Annotated in this window: 11 protein-coding genes; 5 read left to right on the top strand and 6 right to left on the bottom strand. The window is 59.6% G+C overall.

The genetic code is table 11. From position 1 onward, the window contains the following. Nucleotides 1-83: 83 nt before the first annotated feature. From H6973_13625 to H6973_13610, 4 genes are read left to right on the top strand one after another with little or no spacing between them, the layout of a single operon-like run. The gene (locus H6973_13625) at nucleotides 84-1,256 is read left to right on the top strand and encodes an isovaleryl-CoA dehydrogenase (protein MCP5126627.1); all 1,173 of its coding nucleotides are present in this window, start codon (nucleotides 84-86) and stop codon (nucleotides 1,254-1,256) included. Between the two features lies 1 nt (nucleotide 1,257). Next, a complete protein-coding gene (locus H6973_13620; GenBank protein MCP5126626.1) occupies nucleotides 1,258-2,865 on the top strand; it encodes a methylcrotonoyl-CoA carboxylase in 1,608 nt (535 codons plus the stop codon). Nucleotides 2,866-2,868: 3 nt separating this feature from the next. Then, a complete protein-coding gene (locus H6973_13615) occupies nucleotides 2,869-3,663 on the top strand; it encodes an enoyl-CoA hydratase/isomerase family protein (protein ID MCP5126625.1) in 795 nt (264 codons plus the stop codon). Between the two features lie 4 nt (nucleotides 3,664-3,667). Then, on the top strand, nucleotides 3,668-5,671 hold the full coding sequence (locus H6973_13610) for an acetyl/propionyl/methylcrotonyl-CoA carboxylase subunit alpha (protein ID MCP5126624.1): 2,004 nt from the start codon (nucleotides 3,668-3,670) through the stop codon (nucleotides 5,669-5,671). Between the two features lie 70 nt (nucleotides 5,672-5,741). On the opposite strand, the gene H6973_13605 is transcribed toward H6973_13610, so the two are convergent. From H6973_13605 to H6973_13580, 6 genes are all read right to left on the bottom strand, one after another. Next, the gene (locus tag H6973_13605; GenBank protein ID MCP5126623.1) at nucleotides 5,742-7,532 is read right to left on the bottom strand and encodes an acyl-CoA dehydrogenase C-terminal domain-containing protein; all 1,791 of its coding nucleotides are present in this window, start codon (nucleotides 7,530-7,532) and stop codon (nucleotides 5,742-5,744) included. 11 nt (nucleotides 7,533-7,543) lie between these two features. Then, complete coding sequence (locus tag H6973_13600; protein MCP5126622.1) at nucleotides 7,544-8,494, bottom strand: electron transfer flavoprotein subunit alpha/FixB family protein; 951 nt, start codon at nucleotides 8,492-8,494, stop codon at nucleotides 7,544-7,546. A gap of 1 nt (nucleotide 8,495) precedes the next feature. After that, a complete protein-coding gene (locus H6973_13595; GenBank protein ID MCP5126621.1) occupies nucleotides 8,496-9,245 on the bottom strand; it encodes an electron transfer flavoprotein subunit beta/FixA family protein in 750 nt (249 codons plus the stop codon). A 207-nt stretch (nucleotides 9,246-9,452) separates the two neighbouring features. Then, a complete protein-coding gene (locus H6973_13590; GenBank protein MCP5126620.1) occupies nucleotides 9,453-11,096 on the bottom strand; it encodes a fatty acid--CoA ligase in 1,644 nt (547 codons plus the stop codon). A gap of 235 nt (nucleotides 11,097-11,331) precedes the next feature. After that, nucleotides 11,332-11,799 (bottom strand): MaoC family dehydratase, encoded by a 468-nt coding sequence (locus H6973_13585; GenBank protein ID MCP5126619.1) that lies wholly within the window; start codon nucleotides 11,797-11,799, stop codon nucleotides 11,332-11,334. A 114-nt stretch (nucleotides 11,800-11,913) separates the two neighbouring features. Next, the gene (locus H6973_13580) at nucleotides 11,914-14,559 is read right to left on the bottom strand and encodes a helix-turn-helix transcriptional regulator (protein MCP5126618.1); all 2,646 of its coding nucleotides are present in this window, start codon (nucleotides 14,557-14,559) and stop codon (nucleotides 11,914-11,916) included. A 238-nt stretch (nucleotides 14,560-14,797) separates the two neighbouring features. Here H6973_13580 and H6973_13575 point away from each other — a divergent pair, with 238 nt between their 5' ends. Further along, nucleotides 14,798-15,703: a hydroxymethylglutaryl-CoA lyase gene (locus H6973_13575; protein ID MCP5126617.1), complete on the top strand. Its 906-nt coding sequence runs from the start codon at nucleotides 14,798-14,800 to the stop codon at nucleotides 15,701-15,703. The last annotated feature ends 78 nt before the right edge of the window (nucleotides 15,704-15,781 follow it).

Raw genomic sequence — 15,781 nt, 5'->3', positions numbered from 1 at the left:
GGTTTGCAAAATCATTCAAATAAAACCCGGCGCTGAGGGCGCAGGAACGCCCACAGGACTTGCCGTGCCCACCAGGAGAAGTTATGTCTTTATATAGCCTGAACTTTCATCTGGGCGAAACCATCGACATGCTGCGCGAGACGGTTTCGGCTTTCGCCCGCAAGGAAATCGCCCCCCGGGCCGCCCAAGTCGACCATGACAACCAATTTCCCGCCGATTTGTGGCCTAAATTCGGTGAACTGGGCCTGATCGGCATAACCGTCGACGAAGAATACGGCGGCGTCAACATGGGTTATCTGGCCCATATCGTCGTTATGGAGGAACTCTCACGAGCGTCCGCCGCCGTCGCACTCTCCTATGGCGCACATTCCAACCTGTGCGTGAACCAGATTCACCGCAACGGGACGATGGAACAGAAAGCCCGGTATCTGCCCAAGCTGGTGTCCGGCGAACATGTTGGAGCACTGGCCATGTCCGAGGCCAACGCGGGTTCCGATGTGGTGTCGATGAAACTGCGGGCGGATAAAAAAGGCGACTGTTATGTGCTTAACGGTGGCAAGATGTGGATCACCAACGGCGGTGACGCCCAGACGCTGATCATCTACGCCAAGACGGATATCAACGCCGGCCCCAAGGGCATCACGGCTTTCATCGTGGAAAAGGATTTCAAGGGCTTCAGCCACGGCTCGCACCTGGACAAGCTGGGAATGCGCGGCTCCAATACCTATCCGCTGTTCTTCGATGACTGCGAAGTGCCGGAGGAGAATGTGCTGGGCGGGGTCGGAAACGGCGTTAAGGTGTTGATGTCCGGACTGGATTATGAACGTGCGGTGCTGGCAGGCGGGCCGCTGGGCATCATGGCGGCCTGTATGGATGTGGTGGTTCCGTACCTGCATGATCGCCAGCAGTTCGGGACGCCGATTGGCGAATTTCAACTTATGCAGGGCAAGCTGGCGGACCTGTACACCACCTGGCAGGCTTGCCGCGCTTATGTTTACGCGGTCGGGCAGTCCTGCGACCGGGCGGACCATGCCCGCACCCTGCGCAAAGATGCAGCGGGCGTGATTCTGTACGCTTCGGAAAAAGCGACGTGGATGGCCGGGGAGGCGATTCAGACGCTGGGCGGTAACGGTTATATCAATGAATACCCCACCGGCCGCTTGTGGCGGGACGCCAAGCTGTATGAAATCGGCGCGGGTACCTCGGAAATCCGCCGGATGCTGATTGGCCGGGAACTGTTCGCCGAGAGCGCTTGAAATGAGCGTAATCACTTCCCGGATCAATCCCCGCTCCGCCGAGTTCCAGACGAATGCAGAGGCGATGCGCGCTCAGGTCGCCGATTTGCGCGAGAAGATCGCACAGGCGGCGCTGGGCGGCAGCGAAGCCGCTCGACAGAAGCATGTGGCGCGCGGCAAGCTGCTGCCCCGGGAGCGGGTGAATCATCTGCTGGATCCGGGGACGCCATTCCTGGAAATCGGGCAACTGGCGGCGTATGGTCTGTACGACAATGAAGCCCCGGCAGCAGGCGCGATTGCCGGGATTGGCCGGGTGCAGGGCGTGGAATGCATGATTATCGCCAACGACGCCACGGTGAAGGGTGGAACGTACTATCCGCTGACGGTGAAGAAGCATCTACGCGGCCAGGAAATCGCCGAGCAGAATCATCTGCCATGTATCTATTTGGTGGATTCGGGCGGGGCATTTCTGCCCAAGCAGGATGAGGTGTTTCCCGACCGGGATCACTTTGGCCGCATCTTCTTCAATCAAGCGAATATGTCGACCCAGGGCATTCCGCAGATTGCCGTCGTCATGGGGTCCTGCACCGCGGGCGGCGCTTACGTGCCGGCCATGTCGGACGAGACGGTGATTGTCAGAAATCAGGGCACCATTTTTCTGGGGGGGCCGCCGCTGGTGAAGGCGGCGACCGGGGAGGTGGTCACGGCGGAGGATCTGGGCGGCGGCGATGTACATACCCGGCTGTCCGGGGTGGCCGACCATTTGGCGGAAAATGACGCCCATGCGCTGTACATCGCCCGGCGGATTGTGGCCAATCTCAACCGCGTCAAACCGGTCAATCTGGCGCTGGGCAAGGGTGAAGCGCCGGTTTACGACCCCGAGGAAATCTACGGCATTGTCCCGACCGACACCCGCAAGCCCTATGATGTGCGGGAGATTATCGCTCGGCTGGTGGACGGGTCGCGCTTTGACGAATTCAAGACCCGATATGGTGCGACGCTGGTCACCGGTTTCGCCCAACTCCACGGCTACCCGGTGGGGGTGGTCGCTAACAACGGCATTCTATTCAGCGAGTCGGCCCAGAAAGGCGCGCATTTTATTGAGCTGTGTGGGCAACGCGGCATCCCGCTGGTATTCCTGCAAAACATCACCGGTTTCATGGTAGGCCGCAAGTATGAAAATGGCGGCATCGCCAAGGACGGAGCGAAGATGGTCACCGCGGTTTCGACTGTGCAGGTTCCCAAGATCACGGTACTGATCGGCGGCAGTTTCGGCGCGGGTAATTACGGAATGTGCGGACGCGCTTACTCACCCCGCTTCCTGTGGACCTGGCCGAACAGCCGGATTTCGGTGATGGGCGGCGAGCAAGCGGCCAGCGTACTGGCGACCGTGCGCCGGGATGGCATTGAGGCCAGCGGCGGCGTCTGGGGCAAGGAAGACGAAGAGGCGTTCAAAGCGCCGATCCGCGAACGGTATGAGGAGCAGGGCCATCCCTACTACGCGACGGCCCGCTTGTGGGATGACGGGGTGGTCGACCCCGCGCAGACCCGGCGCATTCTCGGCCTGTCTCTTTCCACGGCGCTGAATGCGCCGATTCCGCCAACCCGCTATGGCGTTTTCAGGATGTAAGTCATGTACGCAACGCTGGAAATCGAATCTGTCGGGCTGGTCGCGACGCTCTGGATGAATCGCCCGGAATTGCACAACGCCTTTAATCCGCAGTTGATTGCTGAATTGACCGACGCCTGCCGGATGCTGGATGCCGATGCCAACGTGCGCGTGGTGGTTCTGGCCGGTCGTGGCAAGAGCTTTTCGGCGGGCGCGGATCTGAACTGGATGAAAGCGGCGGGTCAGGCATCGGTCGAGGACAATCTGGAAGACGCTCGGCGGTTGGCGGCGATGCTGCGCACCCTGGCGGAATTGCGCAAGCCGACAATTGCCCGGGTGCAGGGCGCGGCGCTGGGCGGCGGGATGGGCCTGGCGGCAGCTTGTGATCTGTGCGTTGCTTCAACTCGGGCGGTGTTCGCCACTTCGGAGGTGCGCTTCGGGATTACGCCAGCGACCATTAGTCCTTATGTGATCCGGGCGATCGGGCAGCGGCAGGCGTATCGCTATTTTCAGACCGCGGAACGGATTAACGCTCAGCGCGCTTGGGAGATCGGTCTGGCCCATGAAGTGGCTGCGCCGGAAGAGTTGGACGCCCGCATCCAACAACTGATTGAGGCGCTGTTGCCAGGCGGGCCGCAAGCGCAGGCGGAGGCGAAAGCGTTAATTCGGGCGGTCGCTGGTGAGCCGATGAGCGATGCGCTGATGGAGGATACCGCCCGACGTATTGCGACCCTGCGCGCAACGCCAGAGGCCCGGGAGGGATTGGCGGCGTTTCTGGAAAAGCGAGCGGCGACCTGGATTGCCGTGACGGAGAGATAGAGCGATGTTTCAGAAAATTCTGATCGCGAACCGGGGGGAAATCGCCTGTCGGGTTATTAAAACCGCGCATCGTCTGGGCATCGCTACGGTTGCGGTGTATTCCGAAGCGGATGCGGATGCTCGCCCGGTGCGTTTGGCCCGGGAGGCGGTGCTGATCGGTGCTGCTGCTGCAAAGGACAGTTATTTGTCCATTGAGCGGATTATCGCCGCCGCCCGGCAAACCGGCGCGCAAGCCATTCATCCCGGCAGCGGCTTTCTGTCCGAGAATCCGGATTTCGCCGAGGCTTGCGCCGCCAGCGGCATCGTATTCATCGGACCGCCCGTCGAGGCAATTCGCGTCATGGGCTCCAAGAGCGTTGCTAAAACGCGGATGGCGCAGGCGGGCCTTCCATTGATTCCGGGTTATCACGGCGATCGCCAGGAACCGGATTTTCTGCAGGAGCAAGCTGACCAGATCGGTTATCCGCTGCTGATCAAAGCCAGCGCCGGCGGCGGCGGAAAGGGAATGCGCGTAGTGGAGCGCGCGGATGATTTTGCGGCGGCGCTGGCGTCCTGTCAGCGGGAAGGGGCGTCGGCCTTTGGCGATGCACGGGTGCTGATCGAAAAATATCTGGCGCGTCCGCGTCATGTGGAAATCCAGGTGTTCGGGGATACCCACGGCAATCTCGTATATGTGTTTGAACGGGACTGTTCGGTGCAGCGCCGGCATCAGAAGGTGCTGGAGGAAGCGCCTGCGCCGGGGATGATGCCGGAACGTCGCGTGGCAATGGGTCAGGCGGCGGTTGCGGCGGCGCAGGCGGTTGGGTATGTCGGGGCTGGAACCGTGGAATTTATCGTCAACCCGGATGGCGCATTTTATTTCATGGAGATGAATACGCGATTGCAGGTCGAGCATCCGGTGACGGAGATGATCACCGGGCTGGATCTGGTGGAGTGGCAGTTGCGCGTAGCGTGGGGAGAGCCGTTGCCGCTGACGCAGGAACAGTTGCAAATCCACGGCCACGCGCTGGAAGCGCGGATTTACGCGGAAGATCCGGCCAAGGGTTTTTTGCCGTCCACGGGTCAATTGGTGCATCTGGCCCTGCCGGAAGAGAGTCTGCATGTCCGGGTCGATACCGGGGTGGAGGAGGGCGATGAGATCAGCCCATTCTACGATCCGATGATTGCCAAGCTGATTGTCTGGGATGTTAGCCGGGAGCAGGCGCTGGCCCGGATGCTGCAAGCGCTGGCGCAATACCGGATTGTCGGCGTTGCCAACAATGTGGATTTCCTGTCGCGGCTGGTGGCTTCGCCGGCCTTTGCGCGGGCTGATCTGGATACCGGACTGATTGAGCGCGAACAGGATTTCGTTTTCGCTACTGACGCGCCCATTCCCCGTGAAGTGTTCCTGGTAGCGGCGCTAGCGACGCTGTTGCGCGAGGAGGTGCGGGCGAACACGGAAGCGGCCACGCATACCGATCCGTTGTCGCCCTGGCACTGGCGCGATGGCTGGCGGCTCAATTCCCGAGCAAAACGCCGTTTATTGTTCCGGGCCGGGGAGCTGGAGAAAACCGTGGGGGTGCGTTACGCCGAGCGCGGTTATGTGCTGGAGCTGGATGGGCAGGAGACGCGGGTGCGGGGCGAGCTGGGGCCGAACGATATGCTGTGGGCGGATCTGGGTGGGTTGCGGTTGAATGCGACGGTGGTGGTGGCTGGGGAGCGACGGTATGTGTTCCTTTACGGCCGCGCCTGGCCGCTGGCGCGGGTTGATCCGTTGTACTACAGCGGTGAAGGCGGCGGGCAGGAAGGCGGGTTGCTGGCGCCGATGCCCGGCAGCGTGATCGCTTTGCTGACGCAGGTGGACGTGCTGGTGGAGAAGGGTGCGCCGTTGCTGATTTTGGAGGCGATGAAGATGGAGCACACGCTGACTGCTCCGGCGCGCGGGAGGGTCAAGTCCTTCCGGTTTGCGGTTGGCGATCAGGTGAGCGATGGGGCGGAACTAGTGGAGTTTGAACCGGCGCCGGGATGATCAGGGCGATATACCCCCGTAGCTTGCTGGGAGGTCGTTAACGGGGCGCAGTAGCGCCCCGTAGCAAGGTTCAGAACTGTTCTGCTGGCAGCGCTAGGGCGCTTGAGCCGCCGCTGCGCACGATCTTGAGCAGGGCGTCCGCTTGAGGAAGGATTTGTTCAGTGTAGAAGCGCACGGTGGCCAATTTAGCGCTGTAGAATCCGGGATCTTCCCCGGTATCAAGTTTCACCTTAGCCGCCCGCGCTGCCCGCGCCATCTGCCAGCCACCGCAGACAAAACCCGTCAGCATCAGATAATTTCTCGAAGCAGCGATGGCGGCATTAGGGTCCCGGCTGAACGTCTGCAACACCCATTGGGTCGCCTGCTCCAGAGCTTGGACGCCCGCTGTCAGCGATTCACCGATGGCTATCAGTTCGATGCTATCGGCCTGAGCGAGTTCAGCCTGAACGCTGTACATCTCCTGAATCAATTCCGCCATCGCTTTACCCTGGTCCATGACGAGTTTCCGGCCGACCAGATCAGCGGCCTGGATGCCCGTGGTCCCCTCGTAGATCGGGGCGACGCGCGCGTCACGCAGATATTGACAGGCGCCCGTCTCCTCGACATAACCCATGCCGCCGTGAACTTGAACCCCGATGGAAGCAATCTCCACGCCCAACTCGGTGCACCAACCCTTGACCACCGGGATTAACAAATCCACCCGCGCCTGGCGACGCTGGCGCTCGGCGGCGTCTGGATGTTTGTGGGCGAGATCCATATCGGCGGCCATCACATAGGCAAAAGCGCGCATGGCTTCGACTTGGGATTTCATGGTCATCAGCATGCGCCGCACATCTGGGTGTTGAATGATGGCGACGCGATCACCGGATTTCTGATCCAAGGGACGGCCCTGAATCCGGTCCTTGGCATAGTCGCGCGCCTGCTGGTAGGCGCGATCGGCGATTCCCAGGCCCTGGATGCCAACCTTCTGGCGGGCCTCGTTCATCATGGTGAACATGTGGGCCAGTCCCTTGTTCTCCCGGCCCACCAGGTAACCGATGGCACCGTCTCGATCACCGAAGCTCATCACGCAGGTAGGGCTGGCGTGGATGCCCAGCTTGTGCTCGATAGATACACAATGAACATCGTTGCGTGGGCCGAGCGAACCATCGGCGTTGACCAGAAATTTGGGGACCAGGAACAGCGAGATGCCTTTGACCCCCTCGGGGGCATCCGGGGTGCGCGCCAGCACCAGATGGATGACGTTGTCGGTCAGGTCGTGATCGCCCCAGGTAATAAATATTTTCTGGCCATAAAGCCGGTAGTGATCAGCCTCGGGCACCGCCTTGGTGCGCACCGCTGAGAGGTCGGAACCCGCCTGCGGCTCGGTCAGGTTCATGGTGCCAGTCCATACGCCGCTGACCATGTTTGGCAGATATTGCGCCTTCAGCGCATCCGAACCGTGCTGCTTGAGCGCTTCGGTCGCGCCAGCGTTCAGCAGGGGGCACAAGGCAAAGGACGTATTCGCCGCATTCCACATCTCCACAGTGGCCGCCAGCACCAGTTCCGGAAGACCCTGGCCGCCATAGTCGGGAGCGCTGCTGATGCCGTTCCAGCCGCCATCCACAAATTGCTGATAGGCGGCCTTGAAACCATTGGCGGCGAGCACACCGCCCGCCTCCAGGCGCACACCCTGTGCGTCGCCGGTTTTGTTGATCGGGGCCAGCACCTCACCGGCCAGCTTGGCCGCTTCGTCCAGAACCGCTTCAATCAGATCCGGCGTCGCCTCCTCGTAGCCTGGCAGGCCGGTCAGCCGGTCCAGACCGGCCAGTTCCTCGATCACAAACCGCATGTCGCGGGTTGGCGCAAGATAAGTCGTCATGGGTCGCCTCCTCAGGCGGGTGGGAGTTTATCCAGCTCGGCGGACAGCTCGGGCAGCACCTTGAATAAGTCGCCGACAAGGCCGTAATCGGCGATCTGAAAAATGGGCGCTTCTTCGTCTTTGTTGATGGCGACGATGGTTTTGCTGTCCTTCATCCCGGCCAGGTGCTGGATGGCGCCGGAAATACCCACGGCGATATAGAGTTCAGGCGCGACGATTTTGCCGGTCTGACCGATCTGGTAATCGTTGGGCGCAAAACCGGCGTCTACCGCCGCGCGCGAGGCGCCCACCGCCGCGCCGAGCTGGTCGGCGATGCCTTCCAGAAGCTTGAAATCCTCGCCCGAACCCATGCCGCGACCACCGGCGATGACCACTTGGGCAGCGGTCAGCTCGGGGCGCTCGGACGTAGTCAGTTCCTGGCCGACAAAGCGGGTCACGCCCAGTGGCGGCGCTGCGGGAACCATTTCGATTGGCGCCGCGCCGCCCTCACTGGCGGCCGCCGCAAAAGCGGTGCTGCGCACCGTAATCACTTTGACCGGGGCGCTGCACCGCACCGTAGCCAACATGCTGCCGGCATAGATCGGACGGACAAAGGTATCCGCGTTCTCCACGCCGACGATATCGGATAGCTGGGTAACGTCGAGCAGCGCCGCTACCCGAGGCATCAGGTTCTTGCCGAAGGTGGTGGCCGGGGCCAGCACATGGCTGTAATCTTTGGCCAATCCGGCGATCAGCACCGCAAGGTCCTCGGCAAGCGGATGGGCGTAGTGGTCGGCATCCACTTGCAGCACCTTGGTGACCCCGGAAATCTTGGCGCTGGCGGCGGCGGCGCTGGCGCAGTGGTTTCCCGCCACCAGCAGGTGAATCTCGCCGCCGATGTTCTGCGCAGCGCTCACCGTATTCAGAGTGGCCGCTTTCAATGTGGCGTGGTCATGTTCTGCAATGACTAAGAGGTGGGTCATATCAAATCACCTTGGCGTCGTTTCGGAGTTTGGCGACGAGTTCCGCCGCATCGGCGACTTTGACGCCGGCTTCGCGCTTGGGCGGTTCGGCGATCTTCAGCGTGGTCAGTTGGGTGGCCAACACGACGCCCAGGTCGCCCGGATTCAAGGTCGTCAACGGCTTCTTCTTGGCCTTTATGATGTTGGGCAGCTTGACATAGCGGGGTTCATTGAGCCGTAAGTCGGCGGTGATCACCGCCGGCAGCTTGAGCGCCACGGTCTCCAGCCCGCCGTCGATCTCACGGGTGACCTCGATTTCTTGCTTGCCCAATATGAGCCTGGAGGCGAAAGCGCCTTGTCCCCAGCCGAGCAGCGCCGCCAGCATCTGCCCGGTCTGATTGCAGTCGTCGTCGATCGCCTGTTTGCCGAGGATCACCAGGTCCGGCTGTTCGCGTTCGACCAGGATTTTCAGCAGCTTGGCAACCACCAGCGGTTCGGGCGCAGCGTCGGTCTCGACCAGGATGGCCCGGTCAGCGCCCATGGCCAGCGCTGCGCGCAGCACCTCCTGGCACTGACTGACGCCGATGGAGGCCGCAACGATCTCCGTCGCTTTGCCCAATTCCTTCAGTTGCACCGCTTCCTCCACGGCGATTTCATCGAAAGGATTCATGCTCATCTTGACGTTGGCGATCTCCACGCCGGAGCCGTCCGCCTTGGGGTAAACCTTGACGTTGTAGTCGACTACCCGTTTCACGGCGACGAGAATTTTCATGTCGCTCCTCCTGTCTTCATGTAGTTATATCGATTTCTCAATAAATTTTGAATTCTGAGTTCCCCCCTTTAGCAAAGGGGGGTGAGGGGGGGGATTTGAACGCCGTGGATGGCCGTTGCTCGTCAAAATCCCCCCCGGCCCCCCTTTTTCAAAGGGGGGAGGCTCTGCAGTAGAGTCTCTGACGACGTCATTCCCCGCAACAGGCCGCTACCCAGTCGTGTATTGCTCGCGCATCAACTTTTTGTCGAGCTTGCCGACGCTGGTCTTGGGCAGTACGTCCACGAAGACCACGCGATCCGGCACCCCGTATTTGGAAATGATGCCCTTGGCCGCGAAATCCTGGAGCAGCGCCTTGACATCGGCCTCGCTAGCTTCCTGCCCAGCCTTGAGGACGACCACTGCCAGCGGTCGTTCGCCCCACTTGGGATCGGGCATGCCGATCACCGCGGTTTCTTCGATCGCAGGATGCTTGAGGATGAGGTTTTCCAGCTCCAGCGAGGAGACCCACTCGCCGCCGGTCTTGATCACGTCCTTGAGCCGGTCGGTGATCTTGAGATAGCCCTCCTCATCGATGACCCCAATATCGCCGGTGTGCAGATAGCCGCCGCGCCACAGCGCTTCGGAATTCCTGGGATCCTTGAGATAACCCTGAGTTAACCAGGGTGTGCGAACCACTACCTCGCCCGGCGTCTTGCCGTCATGCGGCAAGTCGTTCATCGCCTCATCCACCACACGCAGTTCGACCAGTGGTACCGGTAACCCGGTCTTACAGCGAATGTCCAACTGCCGCTCTTCATCCCAGTCCAGCATGTGCGGTTTGAGTTGCGCTAGGGTCAGAATCGGGCAGGTTTCCGACATGCCGTAGGCAGTAAACACGTCCACGCCCCGAGCGCGGGCCTGCTGCGCCAAGGTTTGCGGCAATGCTGACCCGCCGATGACCACCTTCCAACGCGACAGGTCGACCTCGTCGACGACCGGACTGGCGAGCAGCATTTGCAGGATGGTTGGCACACAGTGGGAAAACGTCACTTTTTCCCGCTGAATCAGGCGCAGCAGGTGATCTGGCACATAGCGGCCCGGATAGATCTGTTTTAAGCCCATCACTGTGGCGATATAAGGGACGCCCCAGGCGTGAACGTGAAACATCGGGGTGATCGGCAAATACACATCGTCGCGGCTGATGTGGCCTTGTCCGCTCCCTGCCACCGCCGTCATCACGCCGAAGGTGTGTAAGACCAGTTGCCGGTGGCTGAAATACACGCCTTTGGGCAGGCCAGTGGTGCCGGTGGTGTAGAATGTGGTGGCGCGGGTGTCTTCGGAAAAATCCGGGAACAGGTAGTTGGGATCACCAGCGGCCAGCAGCGCTTCGTACTCCGTGTCAATATTCAGGGAGGTGACGGGAGGCTGATCGGCATCGTTGAGCAACACGAATTTCTTGACGGGTTCGATCCGGTCGCGGATGGCCTCCAGGATCGGCAGGAATTCAGCGTTAACCAGGATCACGTCGTCCTCGGCGTGATTGATGGTATAGAGAATCTGCTCTGGAGACAGTCGAATATTCACGGTATGCAGCACCGCGCCCATCATCGGGACGGCAAAGAAGCATTCCAGATAGCGATGACTGTCCCAGTCCATGACCGCCACAGTATCCCCAGGTTTGACGCCCAATCCGGCCAGACCGCTGGCCAGCCGGTGGATGCGTTCGCCCATCTCTCGATAGGTCTGGCGTTTGAAATCGCCGTAAACAATTTCCTGAGCGGGAAACTGGCGCAACGGATTGGCCAGCAGATTTTTAATCAGCAGCGGGTAAGCATAAGCCGACGGGGTTTTGTCGATGATACTGTTAGTCATTATTGTCCTCTCTCATTGCACACCATTCGATGGGAGTTAATTGGCCATCCTGTCCAGGTTGTGGAAATTCCCTCCTTGTAATAAGAAGGGGTGCACGAAGACCAGGGTGGTTTGGTTCGGCGGTTCCACAGTCCATTCAGGATTATTGTAGGTAGCTGGCGCGTCGGTGCTAGGTGGTGATCTGCGCCCCTGCCTTCGCACTCTTCGAGCTGTCGTCGGCATGGCGTCCTTCCGGTTAAGAGGCAATGAGCATGGTCAGTAACTCAGCAACCAAAGCGGGCTTGCCTTCGCCTTCGATGTCGATGGTATTGCGAGTCTTGATGAGGACGCGGCCTGGCCCCTTGGGTTCCGCTGTTATCAGTTCTATGCGATTGCGCACCCGGGCGCCGGCCTTGACGGGTGCCATGAAGCGCACCCGGTCGAGTCCGTAATTGAGCACCTGATCCGTATCCGGCGGGGCGACGCCAAGTTGGAGATGGGTGGTAGCGACCAGCGACAGACACAAAAAGCCATGGGCGATTGTGCCGCCATAGGGACTCTCGCGAGCGGCCTGTTCCCGGTCGACGTGAATCCATTGGTGATCGCCGGTGCATTCGGCAAACTGATCGATACGCACTTGGCCGATTTCAATCCAATCCGAAACCCCCAGATCTCGACCGACGAATGCGCCGACCGTCGCGATACGGTAGTTTGCTAGCGTCATCTTCTCTTACCTATTGATCTCAATTACGTTGATTAACACTGTAGACGCGCACGGAAAAAGCTCACCTATCGTGAGATAGGCGCGAGGGTTGGGTAAGAGTTAGGGATATTAGGATTACAACAGCCCGCGTTCGCGGGCCTTAGTGACGGCTTCAGTGCGATTGCGCGCCTGTAGCTTGCCGAAAATCTGATGCAGATGCCATTTAGCGGTGCCTACGGAGATTCCCAACTTATCAGCGATTTCCTGATTGGTAAGGCCGAAGTCCAATAGGCGCAGGACCTCGCGCTGGGTTTTGCTCACCGGTTCCGCCAGACCATCCAGCGCAGGCGCAGGCGCAGGCAGGTGGGAAAATGTTTGCAAGAGTTCGATGACGAAAGCAGGTGCTACATGGCGTAGTTGCGACAGTAACGCGGCTACAGCCGGACCTTCATCAAGGAAAACCCGCCGGTATCCCGGCGAGGCGGCGAGTGAGAGCGCCTGCTCCAATCGGTCCAGGGCGGCGGCCCGATTGCCGCAGGCCCGTTTGCACAACGCCTGCAACACGTAAACGGTGATCAGACTGCCGTTCCGTTCTTCTTTGACCGCCACCGTCTCAAGAGCGTTTAATATCCGCTCTGCGATCCGCGGCTGATTTTGCGCCAGCAGCAGGCGCGCATAGATCAAGCGCTCAAACTCGGAAGGGGATTCAGCCGAAATGGTCGCCCTCTCCAAAGTCCGCACGGCGGCAGCGACGTTTCCCTCACGCAATTGCAGTTCTGCCGCCGCAGCATCTATCAATCGCCAGCGCCGAGGATTTTCGGATTTTTCGGCCAGTTGCCGCGCCGCCGTTAACGTATCCCAGGCCGCTTCGCGCGCGCCGCTCACATGCTGCAGCTTGGCGAGCGACCGTTGGCCCATCAAGGTGTAATAGACCATTCCCAACTGCTGGCAAAGAGCGATCCCTGTGCTCAAGTGACGCTGGGCTGACTCCAAGTCATTGATCTCGTAAAACAAAACGCCCAGCGGCACGTAGACCAGGCCGGCGACCGCCAATGGCTTACCGCGGACATCCACGTAACGTTCGACGTTCTCACAACAGAGCAACATCGCTTCCCGTAAACGACCCTGGGCATACATCAGCGGCGCCAGATTACCCAACGCATCCAGGGTGATTAAGTGATTGCCGAGCTTTTGACCGAGATTCACAGCCTGGCTTAGCGTTTTGATCGCTGTTTTCCGATCGCCGGAAAGGCGTTGCGCATGACCCAGCAGGCTGAGCGCACAGGTGTGGAAGAAAGACCCGCTTTCGCGCAGCTCATCCAGGGCTTGCCGAGCGAGCGTCACGGCCTGTTCCGGGTTGCCTCGATTGATGGCCAGGAATGCCTGGAAAGCCAAAAGCGTTGCTTGATGTGTGGGAGGAATGTCAGCGTGCTCGGCGGTATGCGCGGGCGCCGAATATGCCTCCGCCTCCTCGATCCGGCCGCGCAGATATAACAGCCAGGCTTTATAACCAGCCAGGTCGCCGTGAGCGTGGACCGTATCATCGGGCAGCGCCTCCAGCCAGGCCAGCACTGCGGGGAACTCGCCCCGACATAGCATCTCGTCTACATGGACGCGAATCAGGGATACCGTCGTGGGGATATCCTGCGCCGCCAGAGAGTGTTTGACCGCTTCGGTGCCGAAGCCGTTGGCTTCATACCAGGCGCTGGCTTGACGGTGCAACGTCGCCTGCTCGCCAACGCATAAATCGGTCCGCAGAAAATCGGCGAGGAGTTGGTGGTAACGATACCACTGACGATGGTCATCGAGGCTGATCAGGAACAAATTCGCTTGTTCGAGCTGGGCCAGAATCAATCGGCTGTCGGTCCGATCCGTCAATGCATCGCAGAGGGAAGCACAGAACCGGTCCAATATCGCGGTTTGGCGCAGAAAGACACGAATCTCGCTCGATTGCTGGCGCAGCACTTCCGCTGCCAGATAGTCGATCACATAGCGGTGTTCGCCGCTAAAAGTCTTGACTGCCTCCGCAAGATGATTCACGCCTTCGATCCGTAAATGACCCTGTAAGGAAAGCGCCGCCATCTGGAGACCTGCGATCCAACCCTCGGTTCGCTTCTCCAGTATCCGCACTAACTTAGCATCGAGCTTCAGTCCCATGGTCCGATCCAGAAACAGCGCGGACTCTTCATCCGAGAAGCGCAAATCCTCCAGACCGATTTCGGTGATGCGATCGAGCGCCCGCCAGCGCGCTAAAGGCAGCCTCGGCTCTTCACGGGTAGCGATGATTAACCGTAGTTGTTCCGGTAAGTGATCGATGGCAAAGGTTACCGCTGCGTCGATTTCTGAATCTTCAATGACATGATAATCGTCCAAAATCAACATGATAGGGTTCGACAAATCACCGATTTCATTGAGCAACTGGACCATCAGAGCTTTGGATGTCGGGGTTTGCAGAGAGCCTAGTAAAGACAGGGGCGCTCGTCCGATCCCTGGCTCGATGATCTGTAGGGAAGCGACTAAATAGGAAATGAAGCGCACAAGATCGTTATCGTCCTGATCGAGCGAGAACCAAGCGACACGACAGTGGTTATCGCCGGTGCTGATCCAGTCGCTGATCAGAGTCGTTTTGCCAAAGCCAGCCGGACCGGAGATCAGGGTGAGCGGTCCACGCGCACCTTCCGCTAGGCGCATCAGCAGTCGGGATCGAGAAACCAATTGTGATCGGGGCGGCGGAATGCTGATCTTCGTCTTAAGAAGAGGCGAGTATTCAAGAGACGACACTTATAAGGGTATCCTCAGGGCAGATGGAATGGACGCCTCCTACCCGCCACTAAAGGCTGAGATGGAGTGACTCACGAGGGCAGTGAGTGATGGGTGTTCTAGACTTGGATATGCTATATTTTAGTCTATAATTCGCTTAAGTATTATTTTTGACCTTTTTTAAAGAATTTCAATCAACTGCTGTTGACGCATCGAGGGATCGCCTGATGTGGAACCTCAAATTCTGGAATTTTTAGTGATGTCCCTACCCAAAACCGTCAAAATTGTTGAAGTCGGTCCCCGCGATGGCTTGCAGAATGAACCAGAAATCGTCGCCACCGCCACCAAAGTGGAGCTGATCGCCCGATTAGGCGAGGGGGGTTTGAAGGTCATTGAAGCCACGTCCTTTGTGTCGCCGAAATGGGTTCCACAGATGGCCGATAACACCGAGGTTATGCGCACTATTAAACGTTTACCTGACATCGCCTACCCGGTGTTGACTCCGAACCTCAAAGGTCTGGAGGCGGCTCTCGAAGCTGGCGCGCGGGAAATCGCTGTTTTTGGCGCGGCCTCCGAGTCCTTCTCACAAAAAAATATTCACTGCTCCATTGCCGACTCGATCAAACGCTTCGAGCCGGTGATAACCACGGCGCACCAGGCTGGCGTCCGGGTCCGGGGTTATGTGTCCTGCGTCCTCGGTTGCCCCTGCGAAGGACCCATCTCGCCGGCGGCAGTCGCACAAGTAGCAGGATCTCTGTTCGATATGGGTTGTTACGAGGTCAGTCTGGGGGACACCATCGGCATCGGTACGCCGGAGGCGGCGAAACGTCTGATTGAAGCGGTCAGCGTCCGCGTACCCCTCAATTGCATCGCCGGCCATTACCATGACACCTACGGCATGGCGATCGCGAATATTTATGCTTCGCTGCAATGTGGCGTCACGGTATTTGATGCATCAGTCGCCGGACTGGGCGGATGTCCTTACGCACTCGGCGCGTCAGGTAACGTGGCGACCGAAGATATTGTGTATCTGTTAAACGGGCTGGGGATCACGACTGGCATCGATCTCAACGCTCTGGTCGATTGTGCGCTGTGGATCAGCACAATCTTGGGGCGGGCGCCAGCCTCCAAAGTCGCGCGAGCACTGCTAGCCGCTCCGACCTAACCAGTGCTGGAAGAAGCGGCTTGATCTAGTGGGCTGACACAGAAGTTTTGACAGGTAGCGGTGGGTGCCCTATGGTTG

The sequence above is a fragment of the Gammaproteobacteria bacterium genome (genome assembly GCA_024235095.1).
In the GTDB taxonomy this organism is placed as follows: Bacteria; Pseudomonadota; Gammaproteobacteria; order Competibacterales; family Competibacteraceae; genus UBA2383.
The sequence above is the reverse complement of the archived record's forward strand: the minus strand, read 5'-3'. Positions and strand labels throughout refer to the sequence as shown.